The sequence below is a fragment of the Synechococcus sp. CBW1002 genome, assembly GCF_015840915.1.
Taxonomy (GTDB): Bacteria; Cyanobacteriota; Cyanobacteriia; order PCC-6307; family Cyanobiaceae; genus CBW1002.
This window is the reverse complement of record NZ_CP060398.1, coordinates 2689680-2711711: the sequence shown is the minus strand read 5'-3', so window position 1 is coordinate 2711711 and position 22032 is coordinate 2689680. Positions and strand designations below refer to the sequence as shown.

At 68.1% G+C, this 22032-nt stretch carries 25 protein-coding genes; 9 read left to right on the top strand and 16 right to left on the bottom strand.

Annotated elements, in window-relative coordinates:
• Positions 1-3 precede the first annotated feature (3 nt).
• The gene (locus tag H8F24_RS13465) at positions 4-972 is read right to left on the bottom strand and encodes a DUF368 domain-containing protein (RefSeq protein ID WP_231597832.1); all 969 of its coding nucleotides are present in this window, start codon (positions 970-972) and stop codon (positions 4-6) included.
• 114 nt (positions 973-1086) lie between these two features.
• On the opposite strand from H8F24_RS13465, the gene H8F24_RS13460 reads away from it, so the two are divergent.
• Together H8F24_RS13460 and H8F24_RS13455 are read left to right on the top strand one after the other, a co-directional pair.
• The gene (locus tag H8F24_RS13460; protein WP_197169940.1) at positions 1087-2337 is read left to right on the top strand and encodes a 1-deoxy-D-xylulose-5-phosphate reductoisomerase; all 1251 of its coding nucleotides are present in this window, start codon (positions 1087-1089) and stop codon (positions 2335-2337) included.
• Positions 2337-2711, top strand: coding sequence for a ferredoxin (locus H8F24_RS13455; protein WP_370594749.1), 375 nt, complete (start codon positions 2337-2339; stop codon positions 2709-2711). Before H8F24_RS13460 ends, H8F24_RS13455 begins: the two co-directional genes overlap by 1 nt.
• Here H8F24_RS13455 and H8F24_RS13450 read toward each other — a convergent pair.
• Positions 2692-3831 (bottom strand): alpha/beta fold hydrolase, encoded by a 1140-nt coding sequence (locus H8F24_RS13450; RefSeq protein WP_231597831.1) that lies wholly within the window; start codon positions 3829-3831, stop codon positions 2692-2694. The genes H8F24_RS13455 and H8F24_RS13450 overlap by 20 nt on opposite strands.
• 53 nt (positions 3832-3884) lie before the next feature.
• On the opposite strand from H8F24_RS13450, the gene H8F24_RS13445 reads away from it, so the two are divergent.
• On the top strand, positions 3885-4433 hold the full coding sequence (locus H8F24_RS13445) for a hypothetical protein (RefSeq protein ID WP_197169938.1): 549 nt from the start codon (positions 3885-3887) through the stop codon (positions 4431-4433).
• Here the strand turns inward: H8F24_RS13445 and H8F24_RS13440 are convergent.
• The 4 genes from H8F24_RS13440 to H8F24_RS13425 form a co-directional block, all read right to left on the bottom strand.
• Positions 4411-5907, bottom strand: coding sequence for an NAD(P)(+) transhydrogenase (Re/Si-specific) subunit beta (locus H8F24_RS13440; protein WP_197154601.1), 1497 nt, complete (start codon positions 5905-5907; stop codon positions 4411-4413). The genes H8F24_RS13445 and H8F24_RS13440 overlap by 23 nt on opposite strands.
• Positions 5907-6197, bottom strand: coding sequence for an NAD(P) transhydrogenase subunit alpha (locus H8F24_RS13435; protein ID WP_197154600.1), 291 nt, complete (start codon positions 6195-6197; stop codon positions 5907-5909). Before H8F24_RS13435 ends, H8F24_RS13440 begins: the two co-directional genes overlap by 1 nt.
• Positions 6194-7450, bottom strand: a complete 1257-nt coding sequence (locus H8F24_RS13430; RefSeq protein ID WP_197169937.1) for an NAD(P) transhydrogenase subunit alpha — start codon at positions 7448-7450, stop codon at positions 6194-6196. The genes H8F24_RS13435 and H8F24_RS13430 overlap by 4 nt, the downstream gene beginning before the upstream one ends.
• Before the next feature lie 89 nt (positions 7451-7539).
• On the bottom strand, positions 7540-7710 hold the full coding sequence (locus tag H8F24_RS13425) for a hypothetical protein (RefSeq protein ID WP_197154596.1): 171 nt from the start codon (positions 7708-7710) through the stop codon (positions 7540-7542).
• Between the two features lie 134 nt (positions 7711-7844).
• On the opposite strand from H8F24_RS13425, the gene H8F24_RS13420 reads away from it, so the two are divergent.
• The 4 genes from H8F24_RS13420 to H8F24_RS13405 all read left to right on the top strand — a co-directional run bounded on the left by H8F24_RS13420 (position 7845) and on the right by H8F24_RS13405 (position 11509).
• Positions 7845-8045, top strand: coding sequence for a hypothetical protein (locus tag H8F24_RS13420; protein WP_197169936.1), 201 nt, complete (start codon positions 7845-7847; stop codon positions 8043-8045).
• Between the two features lie 132 nt (positions 8046-8177).
• Positions 8178-9632 (top strand): DEAD/DEAH box helicase, encoded by a 1455-nt coding sequence (locus H8F24_RS13415; protein WP_197169935.1) that lies wholly within the window; start codon positions 8178-8180, stop codon positions 9630-9632.
• A gap of 109 nt (positions 9633-9741) precedes the next feature.
• Positions 9742-9978, top strand: a complete 237-nt coding sequence (locus tag H8F24_RS13410) for a hypothetical protein (protein ID WP_197154592.1) — start codon at positions 9742-9744, stop codon at positions 9976-9978.
• Positions 9979-10054: 76 nt separating this feature from the next.
• Positions 10055-11509 carry an FAD-dependent oxidoreductase gene (locus H8F24_RS13405; RefSeq protein ID WP_197169934.1) on the top strand — a complete coding sequence of 485 codons (1455 nt, stop codon included), beginning with the start codon at positions 10055-10057 and terminating at the stop codon, positions 11507-11509.
• A gap of 58 nt (positions 11510-11567) precedes the next feature.
• Here H8F24_RS13405 and infA read toward each other — a convergent pair whose 3' ends face one another.
• The gene (gene infA / locus H8F24_RS13400; RefSeq protein WP_015108791.1) at positions 11568-11837 is read right to left on the bottom strand and encodes a translation initiation factor IF-1; all 270 of its coding nucleotides are present in this window, start codon (positions 11835-11837) and stop codon (positions 11568-11570) included.
• 200 nt (positions 11838-12037) lie between these two features.
• Here infA and H8F24_RS13395 point away from each other — a divergent pair, with 200 nt between their 5' ends.
• Positions 12038-12775 carry a pseudouridine synthase gene (locus tag H8F24_RS13395; RefSeq protein WP_231598294.1) on the top strand — a complete coding sequence of 246 codons (738 nt, stop codon included), beginning with the start codon at positions 12038-12040 and terminating at the stop codon, positions 12773-12775.
• A 30-nt stretch (positions 12776-12805) separates the two neighbouring features.
• On the opposite strand, the gene H8F24_RS13390 is transcribed toward H8F24_RS13395, so the two are convergent.
• The 9 genes from H8F24_RS13390 to H8F24_RS13350 form a co-directional block, all read right to left on the bottom strand.
• Positions 12806-13021, bottom strand: coding sequence for a hypothetical protein (locus tag H8F24_RS13390; protein WP_197154588.1), 216 nt, complete (start codon positions 13019-13021; stop codon positions 12806-12808).
• A 70-nt stretch (positions 13022-13091) separates the two neighbouring features.
• Positions 13092-13421, bottom strand: a complete 330-nt coding sequence (locus H8F24_RS13385) for a hypothetical protein (RefSeq protein WP_197154586.1) — start codon at positions 13419-13421, stop codon at positions 13092-13094.
• Between the two features lie 2 nt (positions 13422-13423).
• On the bottom strand, positions 13424-14257 hold the full coding sequence (locus tag H8F24_RS13380; RefSeq protein WP_197169933.1) for a fatty acid desaturase: 834 nt from the start codon (positions 14255-14257) through the stop codon (positions 13424-13426).
• On the bottom strand, positions 14254-15207 hold the full coding sequence (locus H8F24_RS13375) for an orange carotenoid-binding protein (RefSeq protein ID WP_197154583.1): 954 nt from the start codon (positions 15205-15207) through the stop codon (positions 14254-14256). The genes H8F24_RS13380 and H8F24_RS13375 overlap by 4 nt, the downstream gene beginning before the upstream one ends.
• Before the next feature lie 224 nt (positions 15208-15431).
• Complete coding sequence (locus H8F24_RS13370; RefSeq protein ID WP_197154581.1) at positions 15432-16394, bottom strand: NAD(P)H-binding protein; 963 nt, start codon at positions 16392-16394, stop codon at positions 15432-15434.
• 50 nt (positions 16395-16444) lie between these two features.
• Complete coding sequence (gene petM, locus H8F24_RS13365; protein WP_197154579.1) at positions 16445-16543, bottom strand: cytochrome b6-f complex subunit PetM; 99 nt, start codon at positions 16541-16543, stop codon at positions 16445-16447.
• On the bottom strand, positions 16533-17825 hold the full coding sequence (locus tag H8F24_RS13360; protein ID WP_197169932.1) for a N2,N2-dimethylguanosine tRNA methyltransferase: 1293 nt from the start codon (positions 17823-17825) through the stop codon (positions 16533-16535). Before H8F24_RS13360 ends, petM begins: the two co-directional genes overlap by 11 nt.
• Positions 17826-17898: 73 nt before the next feature.
• Positions 17899-18561 (bottom strand): HD-GYP domain-containing protein, encoded by a 663-nt coding sequence (locus H8F24_RS13355; protein WP_231597830.1) that lies wholly within the window; start codon positions 18559-18561, stop codon positions 17899-17901.
• A 69-nt stretch (positions 18562-18630) separates the two neighbouring features.
• Entirely contained in the window at positions 18631-20958 is a 2328-nt protein-coding gene (locus tag H8F24_RS13350; RefSeq protein WP_197169931.1) for a HAMP domain-containing protein, read from the bottom strand.
• A 91-nt stretch (positions 20959-21049) separates the two neighbouring features.
• Between H8F24_RS13350 and H8F24_RS13345 the strand changes: the two genes are divergently transcribed.
• Positions 21050-21988 carry an alpha/beta fold hydrolase gene (locus H8F24_RS13345; RefSeq protein ID WP_197169930.1) on the top strand — a complete coding sequence of 313 codons (939 nt, stop codon included), beginning with the start codon at positions 21050-21052 and terminating at the stop codon, positions 21986-21988.
• The last annotated feature ends 44 nt before the right edge of the window (positions 21989-22032 follow it).

Genomic DNA, 22032 nt, shown 5'->3' with positions numbered 1-22032 from the left:
CGTTCAGCCCCCCATCTCCTCAACACCCGCCCGCCGTTGCAGCTGCTCGATCCCCACCACCAGGGCCACGCCCAGAGCCGCCAGCAGGGCGGCCACCAGCAAGGCGGCGGTGCTGGGTGGGGCCGCCAGGGCATCCCGCAGCACGATCAGCTTGCCCTTGGCGTTGTGGGTGGATTCGAGCACCGTGCGGAAGGGCCAGATCTTCCAGAGGGACCCGGCCATGAACCCCACCAGCAGGGCCACCACCTGGCCATGGAAGTGGTGCAGCAGCCAGCGCAGCAGCCGCACGAAGCTGATCAGCCCCACGGCGCAGCCGAGGGCGAAGGGGATCAGCACCGCCGGATCCAGGCCTTTCACACCCTCCATCACGTGCTGGTACTGGCCCAGCACCAGCAGCAGGAACGAACCGGAAATACCCGGCAGGATCATGGCCATGATCGCCACCGCCCCGCTCCAGAACAGGGTGAGGGGATCGTGGGGCATGGTGACGGGCACGCGGGTGACCAGCAGCAGGGCCAGCGCCACCCCGGCCGCCATCGCCACCAGCCCCTGCCAGCCCCAGTGGGCGTGACGGGCGATCAGCAGGATCGCGCCGATGATCAGCCCGAAGAAGAAGGCGAACAGCAGCACCGGCTGGAACTCGTACAGCCAGGTGATCGGCCGCACCAGCAGCAGCACCGAGACCGCCAGGCCCGCCAGAAGCGGCACCAGAAAGCCCAGGTGCACCCGCGCCGCCGCGGCGCTCCAGTCGCCCCGGCGCAGCAGGGCCAGCAGGCCCAGATCGAAGCCGGCGATGGCCTCGAGCAGCTGGCCGTAGATGCCGAAAATGAAGGCCATGCTGCCGCCGGACACGCCCGGCACCACATCGGCGGCGCCCATGGCCAGGCCGCAGAGCACCATGTAGGGCAACGAGGGCTCCCGTGACGCGGCAGGCGCCGCCGGTGCGGTGGAGACCGGCGGGTCGGGTGTCATCGACAAGAGAAGCGCTGCGGCGAATGATCGCCGCATCCTGCCGCGGGATCCCCGGCCGCCTAGCCCCCACACCGATCCAATGGGAGACTGGCCGCGCCCCACGCCGATCCGCCTGTGAAAGCCCTCAGCGTGCTGGGATCCACGGGTTCGATCGGCACCCAGACCCTCGAGATCGTTGAGGAGTTTCCCGATCGCTTCCGGGTGGTGGCCCTCACGGCCGGCCGCAACCTCGACCTGCTGATCGACCAGATCCAACGCCACGCCCCGGAGGTGGTGGCCCTGGCCGATGCGGAGCTGGTGGTGGTGCTGCGCGGGCGGCTGCAGGCCCTGGAGCCCGGCGCCCGGCCCGCCCGCCTGCCGGAACTGCTGGGCGGCCCCGACGGCCTCTGCGCCGCCGCCGCCTGGCCCAGCGCCGACCTGGTGGTGACCGGCATCGTGGGCTGCGCCGGCCTGCTGCCCACCCTGGCGGCGGTGCGGGCCGGCAAAGACCTGGCCCTGGCCAACAAGGAAACCCTGATCGCCGCCGGCCCGGTGGTGCTGCCGGAGCTCGCCAGGAGCGGCTCGCGGCTGTTGCCGGCCGATTCCGAGCACTCCGCCATCTTCCAGTGTCTGCAGGGCACCCCCTGGGCCGACACGGCCCGGCTTAGCACGGGTGTGCCCACCCCCGGCCTGCGCCGCATCCAGCTCACCGCCAGCGGCGGCGCCTTCCGCGACTGGGACGCCGCCGATCTGGCCAGGGCCACCGTGGCCGATGCGACCAGCCATCCGAACTGGAGCATGGGGCGCAAGATCACGGTGGATTCGGCCTCGCTGATGAACAAGGGCCTCGAGGTGATCGAAGCCCACTACCTGTTCGGGCTGGATTACGACCGGATCGAGATCGTGATCCACCCGCAGTCGATCATCCATTCGATGGTGGAACTGGCCGATTCCTCGGTGCTGGCCCAGCTGGGCTGGCCCGATATGAAGCTGCCGATCCTCTACTGCCTCAGCTGGCCGGAGCGGCTCGAGACCCCCTGGCGCCGGCTCGATCTCACCGCGGTGGGCCAACTCACGTTCCGTGCCCCCGATCCGGCCAAATACCCCTGCATGGAGCTGGCCTACGCGGCCGGCCGCGCCGGCGGCACCATGCCGGCGGTGCTGAACGCCGCCAACGAGCAGGCCGTGGCCCTCTTCCTCGACGAGCAGATCCCCTTCCTCGAGATTCCGCAACTGATCGACGCGGTGTGTGATCGCCACCGGGCCGACCTCAGGGCCGATCCCTCCCTCGACGATGTGCTCGCCGTGGACGCCTGGTCGCGCCAGGCGGTGCGTGAGGCTGCAGCCCGGCGGAACGCCAAGGCCCCGGCGGCGCTGCCGGCGTGATGGCTGCCCCGATCGTGATGGCTGCCCCGATGCCGCAGGTCGCCCACCACCTTCTGCTCTGCGCCACCCCCACCAAGGCGCTCTGCTGCGATCCGGCCGTGGGCGCCGCCAGCTGGGACACCCTCAAGCGCCTGGTGCGGGAGCTCGGCCTGGAATCGCCTGGGCGCCCCGAGGGGATCGTGCTGCGCACCAAGGCCGATTGCCTGCGCATCTGCAGCGACGGGCCGATCCTGCTGCTCTGGCCGGAAGGGATCGTCTATGGCGGCGTGACGCCCGAGCGGATCGAGCGGATCGTGCACGAGCATGTGATCGGCGGGCGACCGATCGAGGCGTGGATCCTGCAGCGACAGACGTTCAGCCCTGCGCTGCGCTGAAGTCGAGCAGCCAGCGGGCCGTGAGCCAGTCGCCCCAGCAGCCGGGTGGCCGGCGGTGATCCCCGCAGCCATGGAAACCGTTGTGGCCGCCCCCTGAAGTGAGCGTCACCTCGATCCCCTCGGAAGCCCGACTGGCAAGCCGGCGGGTGGCCTCCACCGGCACCCAGGGATCATCCAGCGCGTGCAGCAGTCGCGTCGGCGGCAGGGGTTCCCCCGCCAGCAGGCGCGGCAGGGGGCTGGCGGCGGCGTAGTAGTGATCCACGCAGGTGTAGCCCCAGCGGGGCGCGGTGATTGCCGCATCGAAGCGGCGGATGGTGCGGGGCCGCTCTGCCCCCTCGAGAGCCTGGCGCTCCTGGGGCGTCACCCCGAAGGGATCCTCGAGGGTCTGGCGGCAGAGACGCTCCAGCAGCCAGTTCTGGTACACGCGGTTGCGGGGCCGCTCGATCTGGCGGGAGCAGGCATCCAGGTCCAGCGGGCTGCTGATGCAGACCAGGCCATCCAGCACAGGTTGCCTGCCAGAGCCAGAGGCAAGGGCCGCGCCATCGAGGCAGGCATTAAGCAGCATCGTGCCGCCCAGGGAAATCCCCGCCCCCAGCAGGGGCAGGGGCCGGCCGGCCAGGGGCCCGGCCTTGGTGGCCTGACCCAGCTCCTCGGCCAGCCGGCGGGCCTGGGCGATCACCGGCAGCAGATCACTGCTGCAGCGGCCCGCGTAGGTGCCGCCGGCGAGTTGGCGGCCGGCGCCGGCACCGCGCAGGTTGAGCCGCACCACGGCAAAGCCGGCCGCCTGCAGGGTCTGCCCCATCCGCCGCAGGCCCTCGCGATCGCTCGATCCCCCCAGGCCATGGAGCAGCAGCACCAGACCACGGGCGTCTGCCGCGGATGGGGCCCCATCGAGCAGCGCCAGCAGGCGGTCGCCGGATCCGGATCCGGAGCGACCTGGAGACAGGGAAGCGGATCGGCAGGGCAGCACTCCCACCGGCCACTCCAGCGGCAAGCCCCGATCCAGCGGCAGTTTCGGTGGGTGAAGCGTGTCCCGCAGCGTCTGCAGATCCCCGCCAATCCAGGGGAACCGCTGGCGGAAGGGCGGCAGCGACAGATCGGCAGGCAAAACAGGAGCCACGAACCACGGCGAGGAGCACCTGCCGATCATGGAGGCCTGCGCTGGCCACCCCCATGACTCAAGCCCCCGGTCCAACCCGCCACCCAGACCGGCTCCCGCCGCGCTGGCAGCAGCTCTGCCTGATCTGGCGCTGGCCACTGGCGCTGGTGCTCTGCAGCCTGGTGCTGGCCCAGGCCGCCCAGCAGCTGCTCAGCCGCCCTCTTCCTGTGGGGGTGAACACCCGGAGCCCCCTGCCGGTGAAGCTGGAAGGCTCGATCCCGATCACGGTGCGGGTGGAGTCTGCGTTGCCGGTCGCGGTGCGGGCCCAGGGGCCGGAGGGATTGCAGACCCGGGTGGTGGCGGAGGTGAGCCGCCTGAACTTGCCACCGGTGGCCGTGCAGCCGCTGAGCCTGCGGCCGGTGGACCTGCAGCCTGTCACCGTCAGGCCGGTGAGCGTCAACCCGGTCACGGTGGAGCCCCTGCAGGCCACGGTGCGGGCCGATCAGCCCCTGCCGGTGAGCGGCACGGTGGCCGTGCAGGAGCTCTCCAACCCACTGAAAGTGGAGATCCAGCGCGATAGCTCGGTGCTGGATGTCGAGGTCAAAGGGATACCGTTTCCTTGACTTTCCCCACCCCCAGGGCCCGCAGCTCGGTGAGCAGGCCATTGAGCACCGCCTTGGCATCGCCGAACACCATGGCCGTCTGGGGCAGCTCGAACAGGGCGTTGGCGATGCCGGCATAGCCGGCGCCGAGGCTGCGCTTCACCACGAACACCTGGCGGGCCTGGTCCACCTCCAGCACGGGCATGCCGAACAGGGGGCTGCTGGGATCGGTCTTGGCCTGGGGGTTCACCACGTCGTTGGCGCCGAGCACGATCACCACATCGGTGGCGGGAAACTCGGGATTGATCAGATCCATCTCCACCAGCTGCTCGTAGGGCACATCCGCCTCCGCCAGCAGCACGTTCATGTGGCCCGGCATGCGGCCCGCCACCGGGTGGATCGCGTAGCTCACCGAGACGCCATGGGCCTCCAGCAACTTGGACAGCTCCCGCAGGGCGTGCTGGGCCTGGGCCACGGCCAGGCCGTAACCCGGCACGAACACCACGCGCTCGGCGTTCTCGAGGGCCATGGCGCATTCCTCAGGGCTGCAGCTCACGATGCGGCTGTAGCTGGTGGCCTCTCCCCCACCGCCACCACCAGTCGGCGCTGCGGCCCCCAGGGCCCCACCGAACAGCACCGAGACCAGCGAACGGTTCATCGCCGTGCACATCACCTGGGTGAGGATCAGGCCGGCAGCGCCCACCATGGCGCCGGCCACGATCAGCAGCTGGCTGCCCACCACGAAACCGGCGGCAGCGGCGGCCACACCGGAATAGGAGTTGAGCAGAGAGATCACTACCGGCATGTCGGCGCCGCCGATCGGCAGGGTCACCCCGATGCCCAGCAGGCTCGAGGCCAGCACCAGCAGCAGCAACGGCCAGCCGCCGGGATCGGAGCTCAGGGTCAGGGCCCCCACCAGGCAGAGCAGGGCCAGGCCGATGTTCACGCCATGGCGCAGGCTGCTCTGGGTCCAGGCGGGGGTATCGAGCCAGCCCCGCAGCTTGGCCATCGCCACCAGGGAGCCACTGAAGGTGATCGCTCCCACCAGCAGCGACACCACGATCGAGGCGGCCGCCACCCAGCCCCCGTCGTCGAGGCCCTCATAGCGGGACACACCGAAGGCGACCAGCAGCGAGGCCATGCCGCCGCAGCCGTTGAACAGCGCCACGGTTTCGGGCATGGCCGTCATCGGCACCCGTTGGGCCATCACCAGCCCCAGCAGGCCACCGGCCGCACTGCCGGCGGCGATCCACAGCCAGGCGGTGACATCGGGCTGCAGCTGGATCAGCAGGCCCAGAACGGCCAGGCCCAGGGCCAGGGCCGCCAGCCCATTGGCAAAGCGGGCCGAGCGCACCTTGGACAGGCCCTTGATGCCCAGGGCCAGCAGCAGCACCGACACCAGGTCAATGGCATCGCCCAGCACCTGCGGAGGCAGCTGCCGCAGGGAGTCCAGGCCGGAGGAGAGCAACGAGGCAAGCGAATGAAGCGTGGCCATCAGCGGTCTCCCCGGCGGCGGAACATGGCGAGCATGCGATCGGTGACCAGAAAGCCCCCGATCACGTTGAACAGGGCGAAACCGAGCGAAAGCGAGCCCAGCAGCAGCAGGGCCGGCTGATCCCCGGCGCGGACGATCAGGGTGAGGGAGGCCAGCACCGTGATGCCGCTGATGGCGTTGGCGCCACTCATCAACGGCGTGTGCAGGGTGGGCGGCACCTTGCCGATCAGCTCCAGTCCCAGCAGGCTGCCGAGCAGCAGCACCCAGAGGGCGTTGGTGATGTCGATCATCGGGAGGCTCCCACGGTGACGGATTCAGCGGCCGCCACGGGCACCGCGGTTGTGGCCTGGGCCGCGGTGCCGCTGCGCAACACCTCCGGATGCAGGCAATCTCCCCGGCTGATGAACAGGCAGCCGGCCAGGATCGGATCCTGCGGATCGAGCTGCTGACGGCGTTGCTCTGCGGCCTCCCCAGGGGCGGCGGGCTCGGCCAGATACTCGATCAGCGCCAGCAGGTTGCGGGCGTAGAGCGCGCTGGCGTGGTTGGCCACGCTGCTGGGCAGGGCATCGGCACCGATCAGCCGCACACCGTTGCGGATCACCGTTTCCCCAGCCACGGTGGCGGCGCAGTTGCCCCCCTGGGCCACCGCCAGATCGACCACCACAGCTCCGGGGCGCATGCCATCCAGCATGGCTTCGCTGATCAGCCGCGGTGCCGGGCGGCCAGGCACCTGGGCCGTGCAGATCACCAGATCGGAGACGGCCAGCTGTTCGGCCAGCTGCTGGCGCTGGGCCTCGAGAAACGCCTCGCTGGCCGCCTGGGCATAGCCTCCGGCTTCAGCGGGACGCTCCTGCTGCGCCGGAGGCTCGAGGAAGCGGCCCCCCAGGGATTCCACCTGTTCCTTGGCGGCGGGCCGCACATCGCTCACCGTCACCACGGCACCGAGACGGCGTGCTGTGGCCAGGGCCTGCAGGCCGGCCACGCCGGCCCCCAGGATCAGGGCCCGGGCGGGCTGAATCGTGCCGGCGGCCGTCATCAGCATCGGCATGTAGCGATCCAGCTGGCTGGCCGCCAGCAGCACCGCCTTGTAGCCGGCGATGTTCGCCTGGGAGGAGAGCACGTCCATCGACTGGGCGCGGCTGATGCGAGGCAGGAGTTCCAGGGCGATGGCCGAAGCCCCCCGCTCGGCCAGCAGCGCCGCCAGAGCATCGGCGCCGTAGGGAGCCAGCAGGCCGATCAACAGGGCCTCGGACTTGAGGCGAGCCAGGGACTCCAGCGGCGGCGGCTGCACGCAGAGCACGATCTCCGCCGCCTCCCAGGGAAGGGCCTCCGGCGCGCAGAGCTCGGCCCCGGCCTCCTGGTAGGCCGTATCGCCGTAGCCGGAGGCCTCTCCAGCCACGGCCTCCACGCTCACGGCCAGTCCTAGTCCACACAGCCGGCGGACGGTCTCGGGCGTTGCCGCCACCCGACACTCACCGGCCTGCCGCTCACGCGGCACCAACAACCTCGTCAATGGAGCCTCAGCAAAGGCCTGCCCTTCCATTAAGGAGACCCAGGTGCTGTGATGGCAGCCCGCTGTGTGGAGTCGCCCACCAACGGGGTCCACAATCGCGCCACACGCGACGCAGGGGCTCAGAAGAGCGGAAGCAGCTCCTGTTCCAGGCAGAGCGCCTGGCACGGCCAGCCCTGGTGCCGCAGCATGCGGGCCCGCAGGATCATCGGATCGATGTCGCACTCAAGCCGCCAGCAGCGCTCCAGCACGGCCTTCTGCTCGGCGGGGAAGAAAGGCGAGGGTTCAGGCATGACGCCAGGGCAGAACGGAGACGAGCGACTCGAAGCAGACCAGAGCCCCGCCTGGCCGGAACATAGGCAGATCTGACCGGAAACCTATAGGAACCATTGCTCAAGATCCAGCGCGACGGCAGCAGAATCGGGCGATGAATTCGCCGTCGTTCGATCTGGGGCCGGAACCGGGCAGCCTGGCCGGCTCTGCGGTGCAGCCCCGCCAGTGGCAGGTGCTGTTGCTGCAGCTGCTGCGTCGCCGCCTGCTGCAGCCTCACCCCAACGGCCACGACGTGCTGATCAACGCCGGTCCCGGCGCCGGCAAGCGGGGAAGAAAGGCGAGGGTTCAGGCATGACGCCAGGGCAGAACGGAGACGAGCGACTCGAAGCAGACCAGAGCCCCGCCTGGCCGGAACATAGGCAGATCTGACCGGAAACCTATAGGAACCATTGCTCAAGATCCAGCGCGACGGCAGCAGAATCGGGCGATGAATTCGCCGTCGTTCGATCTGGGGCCGGAACCGGGCAGCCTGGCCGGCTCTGCGGTGCAGCCCCGCCAGTGGCAGGTGCTGTTGCTGCAGCTGCTGCGTCGCCGCCTGCTGCAGCCTCACCCCAACGGCCACGACGTGCTGATCAACGCCGGTCCCGGCGCCGGCAAGACGCTGGGTGCCCTGCTTGGCTTTCAGCGGCTGCATCGGGACGGCCACCTGAGCCGCTTCGTGGTGTTCTGCCACCGCAGTTCCATCGGCGGCCAGTGGCAGGCCTCCTCGGCCCGTCTGGGGCTGCGCCTGGCCCTCTGGGAACCCGAGCAGCCGCAGCGGAGCGCCGACAGCCACGGTCTGCTGATCACCTATCAGAGCGCAAGTCGCCACAGCGAACGGCTGGCGGCTCTGCTGGCGGATCCAGGCCTGGGAGCCTGGATGGCGATCGCCGATGAGGTGCACCATCTCGGGCTCGATCCAGACGAGCCGGAGGCCAGCGCCTGGGGTCATGCCTTCAGCCGGCTCACCGCCACAGCCGGCCTGCGGCTGGGGCTCACCGGCACTCCGTTCCGCGCCGACAACCTCGCCTTCTGTGCCGCCCGCCGGGTGCAGGCCACCGAAGGCGACACGACGGTGGAACGGATCGTGCCCGACCTCAGCGTCGAACCACAGGAGCTGATCGCGGCCGGTGATGTGCGCCCCCTCGAATTCCGCTTCCAGGACGGCTGCGTGGATCACGGCCGCCGCCCTGATGATCCCGATGGCGAAACCTCACCCCTCTCGGCTGAAGAACGGGAGAGCTGGCGGGCCCGCAACCTGCGGCGCGCCATCCAACTGGGGGATTCCAGCAGTATTGCCCTGCATCTGCTGATCCGGGCCCGGCGCAAACTGGAGGAGGTGCGTCAGGAGCATCCCGAGGCGGGCGGCCTGGTGATCGCCCGCGACATCGCCCACGCCCGCCGGATCACCGGGTTGCTGGAGGAGGAGGGCGACCGGGTGCAGCTGGTGCACTCGCAGGATCCCGAGGCCAACGATCGCCTGCAGGCTTTTCAGCGCGGCGAAGGCCGCTGGCTGGTGAGCATCGATATGTGCGCCGAGGGTTTTGATGCGCCGCGGCTGCGGGTGGTGGCCTACCTCACCACGGTGGTGACCCGCACCCGTTTCCTGCAGGGGATCACCCGGGCGGTGCGCATGGATGGCAGCCGTGCCGCCCTTGAGCCGGTGCCGCGCCAGTGCTCCTACGTGTTCGCGCCGGCCGACCCCCTGCTGATGTGCTACGCCCGCAGCTGGTCGCTGAGCGAGCCCTATCTGATCCGCAGCCGCATCAGCGAACAGGCTCCGGAATCCGCCGGCTCGATGCCCTCAACCGGTCTGCCGCTGCAGGCCCTGCGCGATCGGGCTGGGGACGTGATCCGGCTGGGCGGCCCCCAGCTTCCCGATTTTTTGCGTCGTAGTGCTTGACATGCAGTTTTGTGATAGAGCTGGTGTGGCTTGATCTACAACGTTGTGTCAACCGACACCACGAACCAGCCGATGGACCGGCAGCGTGTGCGCATCCGCCCATCAATCCATGGACGCCTCGGTGCATCGACGCCTAACGGTGGCCGTCTGCTGGGCCCTCGCGCGACGGGCCACGCTTGACGCCCTTGAACAGTACGAAGACAGTTTTGCCCTGAACGAGGAGTTCCGCGAGTGGCTCCTCTGCCTTGAGGAACATCCTGAAATGCTCGAGGCCAATGTGCTGATGGTGCCGCGCCGGCTGGGTGAAGGTCAGCACCCCGAAACCGACGGCCTGCTCGAGATCTGATCGGTCTCTGGCCAGCATCGCCACGACCTGCTCAGCCATCCCCTAGGCTCAACTCATAGTCATTCCGCCTAAGCCGATGGGAACGCCGCCGTCCGTGGACGCACCGTCTCCAGGGGCAGAGTCGTCGCTGAGTCCCTCTCCGGAGAACCTCGTGATCGTGGGCTCCGGGCCCGCCGGTTACACCGCAGCCATCTATGCCGCTCGCGCCAACCTCAGCCCGGTGCTGATCACCGGCTTCCAGGACGGCGGCATTCCCGGTGGTCAGCTGATGACCACCACCCACGTGGAAAACTTCCCAGGCTTTCCGGACGGCATCCTCGGCCCGGACCTGATGGACCGCATGAAGGCCCAGGCGGTGCGGTGGGGTACCCGGTTGGTGGAAGCCGATGCCAGCGCCATCGACCTCTCCCGCCGCCCCTACCGGATCACCGCTGAAGACCGGGTGATCGAAACCCAGTCCGTGATCCTGGCGACCGGGGCCAGCGCCAACCGCCTGGGCCTGCCGGAGGAGGAGACCTTCTGGAGCCATGGCATCAGCGCCTGTGCCATCTGTGATGGCGCCACGCCTCAATACCGCGACGCTGAGCTGGCCGTGGTGGGAGGCGGAGATTCCGCCTGCGAAGAGGCCGTGTACCTCACCAAATACGGCAGCCGTGTCCACCTGATCGTGCGCACCCACAAACTGCGCGCCAGCGCCGCCATGGCCGATCGGGTGCTGGCCAACCCCGCCATCACCGTGCACTGGAACCGTCAGGTCGTGGGGGCCAGCGGCAACGGCTGGCTGGAGAGCCTCACCCTGAGCGACACGAGCGCGACGGCCACCGATTCAGGCAGCACAGGCCAGGGCGCCACGGAGGAGCTGGCCGTTCGCGGCCTCTTCTATGCGATCGGTCATACCCCCAACACCCGTCTGGTGCGCGGCCAGCTGGAACTCGATTCGCTCGGCTACCTCGTGACCCGGCCGGGCCGACCCGAAACCAGCCTGGAGGGCGTGTTCGCCGCCGGTGACGTGGCCGATGCGGAATGGCGCCAGGGCATCACCGCCGCCGGCAGCGGCTGCCAGGCCGCCCTGGCTGCCGAACGCTGGCTCACCCATCACGATCTGGCGGTGACCGTGAGCCACGATCCGGTGGATCCGGCCCCGGCCGGTGAACCGGTGCGAACCGTCACCAGCGATGGCGACAATTTCGATCCTGATGCCCTCTGGCAGAAAGGGGGCTATGCCTTGCGCAAGCTGTACCACGACAGCAGCAAGCCCTTGCTGGTGGTCTACACCTCACCCACCTGTGGCCCCTGCCACGTGCTCAAGCCCCAGCTGAAGCGGGTGCTGGAGGAACTCGGCGGGCGTGCCCAGGGTGTCGAGATCGACATCGATGCCGATCAGGAGATTGCCGTTCAGGCTGGCGTCAGCGGCACCCCAACGGTGCAGCTGTTCTTCGGCAAGGAGCTCAAACAGCAGTTCCGCGGCGTCAAGCAACGCAGCGAATTCAAGGCCGCGATCGAATCCCTGCTGGGTGCGCCGGTGGGCTGAGACAACAGGAGGTCAGAGCTGGGCCTGATCTGGATCGGCTCAGCTCTGAACCATCGCCTCAGCGGCGACGGGGGCCGCCGGGGCGGTTGCCGCCCGGCCGGGGGCCAGTGGCTCCGGCGTTGCGCTCGCGGTAGGTGATGCGGCCGCGGGTGAGGTCGTAGGGGCTGATCTCCACCAGCACCTTGTCGCCGGCGAGGAGCTTGATGCGGAACTTGGTGAGCTTGCCGGCCGCACGGCACAGACACTGGTGCCCAGCGGGCTGCTCCAGGGTCACCAGATAGAAGCCGTTGCCCTGTTCCTTCTCAATCACTCCCGAGGTTTCAATCATGCGGCGGTGGCGGGGCAGACGAAGATCACTGCCCTCAGTCTAGATCTCGCCCTTCCGGCCCGCTTCGCTCCCACCGGGTGGCCGGTCGAGGGCCCTAGGGTCGCTGCGCTTTCACCCGGATCACCGCTGCGCCCCATGGTTCTGCCTCCTCTGTCGATGGATCTCGGACTGCTGCTGATCGCGATCGGCGTGGTGAACCTCTGGCAGGCCCGCCTCTGACCCATCTGCTCTTCCACAAGCCCTATGGGGTCCTGAGCCAGTTCACGCCGGAACCTGAAAGTCGCTGGGATTGCCTGGCCTCCTTCATTCCAGTGCCTGGCGTCTATGCCGCCGGCCGCCTGGATGCAGACAGCGAGGGCCTGCTGCTGCTCACTAACCACGGCCCTCTGCAACATCGCCTCACCGATCCAGCCTGGGGCCACTGGCGCACCTACTGGGTCCAGGTGGAAGGCGAACCCAGTGCCGAGGCCCTGCAGCGGCTGGCTGAAGGGGTGATGGTGCAGGGAGAGCGCACCCTGCCGGCCCGCGCTCGTGTCCTCCTGCCAGCACCGCAACTGCCGGAGCGGGTGCCGCCGATCCGCCATCGCCTCACCATTCCCACCGCCTGGCTGGAGCTGCAATTGCGGGAAGGTCGCAACCGCCAGGTGCGGCGGATGACTGCTGCAGTGGGCCATCCCACCCTGCGGCTGGTGCGCGCCTCCATCGACCTGATGGATGGAGAGCCTCCCCTGAACCTGAGCGGCCTGGATCCAGGCCGCTGGCGTGCGCTGACCCCCGAAGAGGATCACCGTGTGCAGGGGCTGTTGCGTCGACCCGCGAGCGGGCAGCCATCGCTCCGTACGCTGTCGGCAGGCAGGAGCCCCTCCGGCCGGCGCTCCCCGGGTCGGGGCGGACGGGCCGGCGGTGGGAAATCGGGGCGGGCCGGTGGCGGCGGATAGGGAGGCCTGGCCGTGGTCCGTGCGGCTCGCTCAGCTGATGACGTCGCGCAGTTCACGCACCGTTTGCAGCTGGCCGTAGTAATAGTTCGCCCGCGAGCGACGATCCGGATCCTCAAGTGTATCGAGAGCATCGAAACCAAGGCTCTGCCAGAGCTCATGGCCGCAGGCGCGGTTGATCTCCTCGATCGCTTCCTGCTCAAGATTGGCGAGGCGGCGCTGCAGGTTCTTGATCTGCGCAATCGACATCCGTCCAGCAGCACAATCGAAGAGTTTACCCGGCCAGCCGCGACGCTTCTGGAGAGATCGCAACGACAGTTCAGAACAGGGACATGGCCTTGATTTTGGCCAGCTTCTCGTCTCCGAGACCCTCAAGTTCTTCGAGAGAAAGCAATTTCTCCTTCACCAGACTGGCGAAAACAAACAGAATTCCATCGAGACGAAAATCGAAACGCCCCTCGATCTGGTAGCGCTGTGTGCTGAGAAAATCATGCAGATTCCAGACCGAATCAATCGAATCCAGGCGGCCAGACTGCACCCTGATCGCCTCAATCAGGACGTGCACAGCCCGCCGCTGGGCACGATCGAACGCCCCGCGAGCAATGGCCTCTTCCTGTTCACTCCAGCCGGTCACAATAGAATCGTTCATGTTCATGATCTTGAAGAGGCTGTCGGCTGGGGTCTGCTCAGCTTCATACACCTTGGTAACAAGCGTAACGGATGGGCGGTTGGCAGCGCGCTGGATCTCCGCTCAGGAAGTTGAAACCAGGCCAGATCCGGCCACTGGTGGTGTTCTCGGTGATAGCCGAAGTGATAGCAGGCCAGCAGGGACAGCGGCGCTGAAAGATTCAGGCTTTCAATCGCACCCAGGCCCTGGCTGTGACGCTGCTGTCGGTGGGGGAGATAGGTCCCGAAGGCAAACATCTGCAGAGAGCTCAACAGCAGCGGCAGGCTGTAGAACAGCAAGACATTGCTGATGGCGGATACAGCACTGCTGCCAGCGCCCTTGTTGACCAGAGCCACGGACAACACCTGGGCCACCAGAGCCAGAAGGAGCCAGCCGCCGAGCAAGCGCATCATCTGGAGCCAGGACAGATACCCCGCCATGAAGCGGATGTACCAGCTCACCACACCACTGCCGGGATGGGGAGGACCATCCGGATCGAGAGCACTGACCGGCGCCCGATGATGCCGGTGGTGATTGCGGCGGCAGGCGCGGTAGGGCAGGGCGGCGTACAGCTGCAGGGCCAGGGCGCCGATCCTGTGGTTCCAGCGCTTCCGCTCTGGCCAGAGGGTGCCGTGCATCGCGTCGTGGCCGACGATGAAGAGGCCTGTCTGCAGAAAGGTCCGTCCGAGCACGGCCAGCAGCACCAGCTGCCAGGGCAGCCGAGACGGATCCACGATCACCAGGCTGGCCAGGCTGATCAGCCAGGCCAGCAGGATTGTGCATGCCAGCAGAAGACCGGTTCGGGTGGCAGGCCTCAACGAGCGAACTTGAGCAGCTCGGCGGGGGAAGCCAACAGATCGATGGCCACGAAGTAGATCTTGCCTTCCGGGTTGAGCAGGAAGCGCCAGGCGACGTTCATGCCCACGTTGGCCCCGAACCAGGGGGTCTGAACCTTGCCGGTCACCTTGATCTGGGTGAAATCACCATCGGTGGGTTCGGCATAGCCCCGCTCGGGCAGCAGGCGCAGGTTCTGGCACTCTTCCCTGAAGAAGCTCAGAATGGCATCGGTGCCCACGATCGGCTTCTGGAAGGGGGGCTGGAGCGCTCCATCCGGCAGAAAGAGCTTGATGAGATTGTCGAAATCGTTGGCGTTGAGCAGATCCATATAGGAATTCACCGTGGGATTGATCACCCCTTCGATGAACACCTTCTGGCGCTGGTCTTCCGGCGTGGGAGCCACGATTGGCTCCATCACCCGCTGACCCTCTCCTTTCTGGGGATCAAAGCCCATGTCCACCACGAAGTTGCGCAGCAGGGTGATCTGCTGACCCTGCTCCACCCCCTTGAGGGCGGTGAGAACCGCCGAGGCATTGGCGGAGAGCTGGTAATCCTTGGGAATCGGGGCCACCAGACCGGCGGCCATCCACTCACCGAGCTGATACCAGAAGCCCAGTTTGATATTCACCGACCAGTTGGAATAGGCGCGGCAGATGGTGGTGTCGCTGCGGTTGGCCAGATCACACATCACCTGGGTCTGCTCCGCCGCCCCCATGGCTTTGATCTGGTTGAGCACCGGCTCCGCGAACTGCATGCGTGCGGCGCCAGGGGCGGCCACCGTGATCGTGGTTCCCATCTCGAGGTAGGCGTACCAGATCAGGGCCAGCTGATCCTCTGCACTCAACAGGCGGAAGCGGGCCGTGATGGCCGGAACCACATCGGCGGAGAGGGTTTCGGGGAAGATCTGGGTGGCTCTTTGAAGAGTAAACATCGGCGATTTATCGGGTTAACTGCACATCCGCCAGTCTAGACCATGGCCCAGCTCTTAGAAGTATCTTCCCAGAAAAGCAAGAAATCCAATGACAACGTTACGCGAAATCCCCAGGCCCCGCCGGACGCACCCTCTGCTTGTGACCAATAGGGGGAACGGGGGGCGATGCCGCTGATCACCAGGGCGTGAATCAGGTCCAGGGCACTCTGTCAGGCCAGACTTGTTCAGAACGGCAGCTTCTTCTTGGCATCCTTATCGAGATCGGCCTCCATGTCGCGCAGGCGTTTGAGGATGGTGTCGTAGTACTCCTTCAGGTAATCCTCCAGTTTGGTGGTAGCAGCTGGATCGAGGCCGAAGGCGGCATAGCTCTCCTCCATCGGCGCATCCAACGGACGGCCGCCACCGGTCACTTCGGCGAAGGCGAGCCGCTCGGCCACGTTGAGGCTGGCTTCAAAGAAACTGGCCACAGCCTGCATCCCCTTCAACAGCAGCGGCGGCACCCGGAACACCCGTGCCTCACGGCCGCTGTAGCGCTCACACAGTTGGGTGATCTCACCGGTGTTCCAGGCCCTCGGCCCCACCACCGGGAATGCCTTCCGCACGGTCTGAGGCCGTTCCAGGGCGGCCACGGCGAAGGCGGCCAGGTCCTGCGTGTTCATGTAGGCGATCGGCGTGGGAACCCCACTCACCCACACCGTCTGGCTCTCGAGCACCGGGATCGCGAACTGACTGATCAGACCCTGCATGAAGGCCACGCCCCGCAGGATCGTGTAGTCGAACTCGGAAGCCTCCAGCCAGGCCTCGGTGCAGGCCTTGATCTCCATCAGCGGCACGCTGCGGTGCAGGGCCGCATCCAGCAACGACAGAAACACCAGCCGCTTGACGCCGGCGCGGCTGCAGGCGGCGAACAGGTTCTGCTTGCCGGTCCAGTCGATGTCGTAAGCGCTGCCCGGATCGGTGGCTCGGGCCGTGGCGGCGTCGATCACCGCCTCCTGGCCTTCGAGGGCGTAATCGAGACTCTCAGGATCCATCAGATCCCCCCGGGTGAGCTCACAGCCCCACTCCTGCAGGAAGGAGGCCTTGCGGGGGGAACGCACCATGCAGCGCACCTGATGGCCGGCATCCAGGGCCCGCCTGGCGATCTGCCGGCCAAGTGTGCCCGTTCCACCAACAACCAGAACCTGCATGGAGGATGCGCTACCAGGCTGAGCCTACGAGCGCATCGGTAGCCGATGCGTCAGTCGTTCAGCAGCTTCAGCAGCAACACCCCACCGGCCAGCCCTACAGGGATGAGCACCCAGAACAGGGCAGCGGTGCCAAAGATTTCAGAGGCCATGACCGGGGCTGGAACGCAAGCCGAATCTATTTAGCAGTGTCCCGGCCTGAGCCGCACGGGCCACCTCCAGCAGCACAGGCCAGGGGGCATCGCTGCGGAGCTGGGCCGCCATCACTCCACTGGCCCAGGCACCGTGGCCCCGTTGGCGCAGATGCTGGATCATCGCCTCCAGCCGGGGCGGACCTCCTCCCAGCCGGCGGCCGATCTCCGCGGTGGGCCAGCAACGCGCCACCGTGCCCGGATCGGCCTGCAGGCGCTGCAACAGCTTCAGGCTGGCGGGTTCCAGGAGAGTCCCCAGAGCCGGCAGTGGCGACACCGTCATCTCCGCCGGCGGCATCGGTGCCTCTGCCGCCCCAGGGGCCATGGCGCCGAGCACGTCGGGATTCTGCAGCGGGCCGATCCAGAGGGGGCCGCTGATCGCCAGGGGGGTGGGGTCCCCTGCCGGAGCCTGGCGGCAGAGGCAGGGCGCCCAGCGACGCAGCTGCAGCAGGCTCTGCACCTGCTGGTCGCCGCAGCCGTGGCAGAGGGCGAGCAGGCCCAGCCGGCATTCCTCCCCGGGGGCCGCCCGGCGCCGCAGCCGCACCGCCGTGCGGAAGGTGCGGCCCTCGCTGAAGCTGAACAGGGGCTGCACGCCACGGCCCAGGGCCCAGGCGGCGCGCGCAATCACCCCCAGCTGCAGCCGCAGGGCCAGCTCCCAGCTGGACGGATGGGCCCGGGCTGCCGCCCCCAGCCGTCGCACGGCGGCGGGCCGGTCGTGGCCGGTGGGGGAGCGGCCATCGGTGCTGGCCAGATAGAGCACGCCATCGAAGGCCACCGCCTCCAGGGCGAGTGGCACCAGGGCCGCCGGACAGCCGAAGGCATCGAGATCGACCAGATCGAAGCGCTCCTGCCCGATCAGGGCCTCGGCCAGCAGGGCCTGGACGGTGCGGACCGTGACCCGCAGGGCCACACCGCGGGCCGAGAGCCCCGCCAGGTTGCGTTCCAGCAGTGGCAGGCGATCGGGATCGGCATCGTTGGCCCACACCGATGTGGCCCCGGCTTCAGTGCCGTAGCGCAGGGCCCGGATGCCGGAGCCGGCCATGCCATCGAGCACCCGCAGGGTTCCCGTTCCCCGCCGCGCCAGCCAGGCCGCCAGCAGCACACCCAGATCGCGGGAGGGGCGCGACTCGGGCCGAAAGAAACCGCCGCCCAGATCGAGCTCCACCGCCCCTTCCCGGTGGAGCTGGGGGCCATGACGCTGGGGTGACTCGGCCGTGGGATCGCAGGCGTGCGATCTGCTCATGGGCATGGCGCTGTCATGGCGTCAACCACGGGAAGACATCAGCCATGGCGAAGACAGCAGCCATGGGAAGGCCTCAACCGGCCAACAGGGCTTCCTCGTCGACGGCATCGATCTGTTCGGGCCTGAGAAACTGCTCGGCGTAGCGCTTGTAGACCCCGGAGCGGATGAACAGGGCGAAGAGCTCAGGATCGATGTGCTGATCCTTGCGCATGAAGGTCATGATCTTCAGCGCCTGCGACAGCGTCTTCATCGGTTTGTAGGGCCGATCGGCCGCCGTGAGTGCCTCGAAGATGTCGGCGATGGCCATCATCCGTGCCACATCACTCATCTCCTCCTTCTTCAGGCCCTTGGGATAGCCGGTGCCGATCAGGGTTTCGTGGTGGCCGCCCGCCAGCTCGGGCACATCCTTCATGTGCCGCGGGAACGGCAGGGCCGAAAGCATGCGGATGGTGTGGATGATGTGCTCGTTGATCTTGTAGCGATCCTCTTCGGTGAGGGTGCCGCGCGAAATCGAAAGATTCTTCAGTTCGCCCCGGTCGTAAAGCAGCTCCGGCGGCTGCAGCTTGAATCCCCAGGGGTTGTCCGGATCCAACCGATCGCTCGGCAGCCGTTCGATGCGGTGATCGGGCCGGTCGGCCAGCAGCGGCTCCTCCACCGGCAGAGTGGGGGCGGCCAGCAGCTGCTTACGCCGCAGTTCCTCGTCGGAGATGCCGAGCCGGTCATCCAGGGTGCGCAACCAGGTGCGTTGCGCAATGGAGTGCAGCCGCTCGATCCGATCAGGCGCCAGAAACTCTCCGCCCTGATTTCACGCCGCCACGAAGGCGAAATCCTGATCGAGGTGCTGGAGGTCGCTATCGCGCTCGACGGCCAGCTCGTCGGCCCTGCCGCCCTCCAGCAGGCCCTGGTAGTAGCGGATCCAGGCATCGCGCTTGAGCACCTCGAAGCGCATCCGCACCTCATGGATGCGGTCGTAAAGGGTCTCGAGCTTGGTGGCCTTGTCGACCACGTATTCGGGGGTGACCACCTTGCCGCAGTCATGCAGCCAGGAGGCCACGTGCACCGCCTCCCAGCGATCCTCCGAGAGGGAGAACGCAGCGAAGGGACCCTCGGTCTCCTCGCAGGCGGCCTGGGCGAGCATCTTGGTGAGTTCCGGCACCCGCTTGCAGTGGCCGCCGGTGTAGGGACTCTTGGCATCGATCGAGCCGGCGATCAACTCGATGAAGGCCTGGAACAGAGCCTTCTGGGCCCGGATCAGCTGGCGGGTCTCCAGGGTGGTGGCCACGGTGCTGGAGAAGGCCTCCATGAAGGCCACCCGCTGGTCCGAGGGGGGAACCCTGAACCACAGCAGCAGCATGCCGAGCAGGTCGCCCGAACGGCTCTGCAGCGGCAGGCTCACGTAGGGCACGTTGTCCACAGCCATCGCCCCCGCCAACCTGCGCTCCATCGCGGAGCCTTCGGCAGAAATCCGGCCGGTGGTGGCCCGGCGGCCACTGGCCTTGCCCACCAAAAGCCGCCGGATGTCGGCCAGGGGAAAACGCGGCAGCGTATTGGGCAGGGTCTCGCCGGCCGCATTGCGCAGCAGCTCCGGATCGAGCTGCTTGTCGTCATCGAGGTTGAGGAACAGGGCGCCGCCCTGGGCGCGGCTGTTGGCGATCGATTCGTCGAGCACCCGGACCAGAAGCCGCTCGAAATCCGGTTCCGCCGCAATGGCGGCACTCACCCCCAGGAAGCGGCGGATCGTGCCCTTCATCGCCTCGAAGCTGGTGGCGAGCTCTTCGATTTCAGTCACCACCGACTCCACCGTGCGGGGCGCATCGAACTCGAAGTTCTGCACTGCCTGGGCCTCCAGCGCCAGGCGTCGCAGCTGTCGGGTCACCAGCCGGGCAATCAGCCACACCAGCGGAGAGGCCACCAGCAACACCAGGAAGGCTGTGAGCACGGCGGTCTGCTGCAGGCGCCGCGCGCCGGCGAACAACTGCTCTGTGGGGATGGCGATGGCCAGGTAGGTCTGGGTCTGATCCACCTGCACAGCCCGGGCCAGGGCCACCTCCCACCCTTCGCCATCGACGCGCAGGGTGGTGGTGAGGAGCTGATCGCCGTAGCCGAGGGACTGACGCAGGGCAGGGAACTGCTCACCGATCCGAGCGAACACCGGGGTTGTGGCATCCGCCAGGCGGTTCATGCCCTCAAGGGTGCTGGGCGTTCCCGCCCGGAACGCTCCGTAGCCCGCCTCGTTGAGGGCCACCACATTGCCCTGGGGGCCCACCAGGGCCAGCTTCACCTGCTTGAGATGCCCCAGGGATCGGCCCAGCTCCAGCAGCGCATCGCTGGCCTGGTCGATCGGCAGATCCGCCCCCACCACCGTGGCGCTGCCTGGCACCCGTTCCGCCAGGCTGATGCCCAGTCGGCCGGTAGTAGCAAACCGATACACCGGGGTGGCCACTGGGCCGGAGCTGTCGAGGGCGGCGCGGTACCAGGGCCGCTGCCGGGGATCGAAGCTGGCGGAGAGCGGATCGGGGCGGATCTCCAGCTGGCGGAAGGCACCATCCAGCACCACCTGCTGGGTGCGGATCCGGCCGTTCGACTCGCGACTGCCGATCTGGGCCAGAAAAGCAGCCTCGGCAGGGAGCCGGAAGTCGGTGCGGTCGACCTCGGAGCGGATGCGCCGCAACTGCAGCCGCTCCCCATTGCCGTAGCCCAGGTAATACGACGAGATTGCCGGGGTGGCCTCCAGGGCCTGGCGCAGCACCTTGAGCCGCTGCAGCTGCCTCGGGAAGGGCTGCGGATCCTCCAGATCCATCAGCGCCGCAATCTGGCGCTTGGCCACGGGGATGCTCAGCTTCACCTGCAGCTGCCAGTCCATGGCACGGGCCAGGCCGGCCATCCGCGCATGGTTCAGATCCGTGACCAATCGGCGGGCGTGCTGGTACGACACCACGGCCACCGTGATGCCGGTGAACATCACCACCGGCAGGAAGAGGATCGACAGACCCACGTTGAACCGCACCCTGCGACGCGGCTGGCGCCAGGCCTGCCAGGAAACGCCTGGATGAGACTGGGTCATCGGCACCCCGAACGGAAAGGCAGGACTGGTGCTCCGCGGTGGAACAGCCATGGCGTTGCGTCCCGTCAAGGTAGGGGTGATCGCCGACTCCCAGCCAGATACTCGGGCACCTCGACGACCCCTGAAGATGGGGTGATTCCGCTCGCCCACAGGACCCGTCATGGGAAGGTCGCGGCCATCGACGACGACGGGCCCGTCGACCGACTGGGGCGAAGCCGCCGTGTGGCGCTGGCAGGGGCTGGTGGTGCACTGGCGCTGGCTCGGCGATCGGCGGCATCCGCCCCTGCTGCTGGTGCATGGCTTCGCAGCCGGCAGCGGCCACTGGCGGCATAACGCCCCTGCGCTGGCAGACGCGGGCTGGTGCGTCTACGCCCTCGACCTTGTGGGCTTCGGTGCGTCCAGTCAGCCCGCAGCCGCCCCTGGACGGACCCTGGACAATCGCCTCTGGGCCCGACAGCTGCAGGCCTTCCTGGAGCAGGTGGTGCAGGCCCCGGCGGTTCTGATCGGCCACTCTCTCGGTGGTCTGGTGGCCCTCAGCTGCGCGGTGTACTTCCCCACCTGGGTGCGGGGCGTGGTGGCAGCGCCCCTGCCTGATCCGGCCCTGCTGGCCGCGTCGGCAGCCATCCGACGGGAGACACCCTGCTGGCGCCGCCTGAAGCGCTGGACGGTACGCCTGCTCTGCCGTCTGCTGCCTCTGGAGCTGATCGTGCCCCTGCTGGCCCACTCCCCCCTGCTGGGGCTGGGGATCCAGAGCGCCTACCTGCTGCCGGTGCTCGACGACCTTGCCCTGCATCGGCTGATCGCGCTGCCGGCCCGCCGCCCCGGTGCCGCCCGGGCCCTGCGGGCGATGAGCGTGGGCATGGCCCTGCGGCCCCACGGCGCCACCGCTCCGGCCCTGCTGCAGCGCCTGCGGCAACCCCTGCTGCTGCTCTGGGGCCGCGACGATCGCCTCGTGCCGGCCCGGGTGGCGGAGCAGTGCCGGGCGGTCCGGCCCGAGCTGCCGCTGGTGCTGCTCGAGCAGGCGGGCCACTGCCCCCACGACGAACAGCCCGAGGCTTTTCATCAGGCGGTGCTCCCCTGGCTGGCTGCCCTGAGGTGATGCCCTGAGGTGATGCCCGGGGGCGCAGCCCTCGCCAGTGCCGG

Excerpts from the sequence above, each read along its gene's own strand:
- H8F24_RS13465 (WP_231597832.1), bottom strand. The coding sequence starts at position 972 with ATGACACCCGACCCGCCGGTCTCCACCGCACCGGCGGCGCCTGCCGCG.
- H8F24_RS13455 (WP_370594749.1), top strand. The coding sequence starts at position 2,337 with ATGGCTGCCCCGATCGTGATGGCTGCCCCGATGCCGCAGGTCGCCCAC.
- H8F24_RS13445 (WP_197169938.1), top strand. The coding sequence starts at position 3,885 with ATGACTCAAGCCCCCGGTCCAACCCGCCACCCAGACCGGCTCCCGCCG.
- H8F24_RS13440 (WP_197154601.1), bottom strand. The coding sequence starts at position 5,907 with ATGGCCACGCTTCATTCGCTTGCCTCGTTGCTCTCCTCCGGCCTGGAC.
- H8F24_RS13435 (WP_197154600.1), bottom strand. The coding sequence starts at position 6,197 with ATGATCGACATCACCAACGCCCTCTGGGTGCTGCTGCTCGGCAGCCTG.
- H8F24_RS13430 (WP_197169937.1), bottom strand. The coding sequence starts at position 7,450 with ATGGAAGGGCAGGCCTTTGCTGAGGCTCCATTGACGAGGTTGTTGGTG.
- H8F24_RS13425 (WP_197154596.1), bottom strand. The coding sequence starts at position 7,710 with ATGCCTGAACCCTCGCCTTTCTTCCCCGCCGAGCAGAAGGCCGTGCTG.
- H8F24_RS13420 (WP_197169936.1), top strand. The coding sequence starts at position 7,845 with ATGAATTCGCCGTCGTTCGATCTGGGGCCGGAACCGGGCAGCCTGGCC.
- H8F24_RS13415 (WP_197169935.1), top strand. The coding sequence starts at position 8,178 with ATGAATTCGCCGTCGTTCGATCTGGGGCCGGAACCGGGCAGCCTGGCC.
- H8F24_RS13410 (WP_197154592.1), top strand. The coding sequence starts at position 9,742 with ATGGACGCCTCGGTGCATCGACGCCTAACGGTGGCCGTCTGCTGGGCC.
- H8F24_RS13405 (WP_197169934.1), top strand. The coding sequence starts at position 10,055 with ATGGGAACGCCGCCGTCCGTGGACGCACCGTCTCCAGGGGCAGAGTCG.
- infA (WP_015108791.1), bottom strand. The coding sequence starts at position 11,837 with ATGATTGAAACCTCGGGAGTGATTGAGAAGGAACAGGGCAACGGCTTC.
- H8F24_RS13390 (WP_197154588.1), bottom strand. The coding sequence starts at position 13,021 with ATGTCGATTGCGCAGATCAAGAACCTGCAGCGCCGCCTCGCCAATCTT.
- H8F24_RS13385 (WP_197154586.1), bottom strand. The coding sequence starts at position 13,421 with ATGAACGATTCTATTGTGACCGGCTGGAGTGAACAGGAAGAGGCCATT.
- H8F24_RS13375 (WP_197154583.1), bottom strand. The coding sequence starts at position 15,207 with ATGTTTACTCTTCAAAGAGCCACCCAGATCTTCCCCGAAACCCTCTCC.
- H8F24_RS13370 (WP_197154581.1), bottom strand. The coding sequence starts at position 16,394 with ATGCAGGTTCTGGTTGTTGGTGGAACGGGCACACTTGGCCGGCAGATC.
- petM (WP_197154579.1), bottom strand. The coding sequence starts at position 16,543 with ATGGCCTCTGAAATCTTTGGCACCGCTGCCCTGTTCTGGGTGCTCATC.
- H8F24_RS13360 (WP_197169932.1), bottom strand. The coding sequence starts at position 17,825 with ATGAGCAGATCGCACGCCTGCGATCCCACGGCCGAGTCACCCCAGCGT.
- H8F24_RS13345 (WP_197169930.1), top strand. The coding sequence starts at position 21,050 with ATGGGAAGGTCGCGGCCATCGACGACGACGGGCCCGTCGACCGACTGG.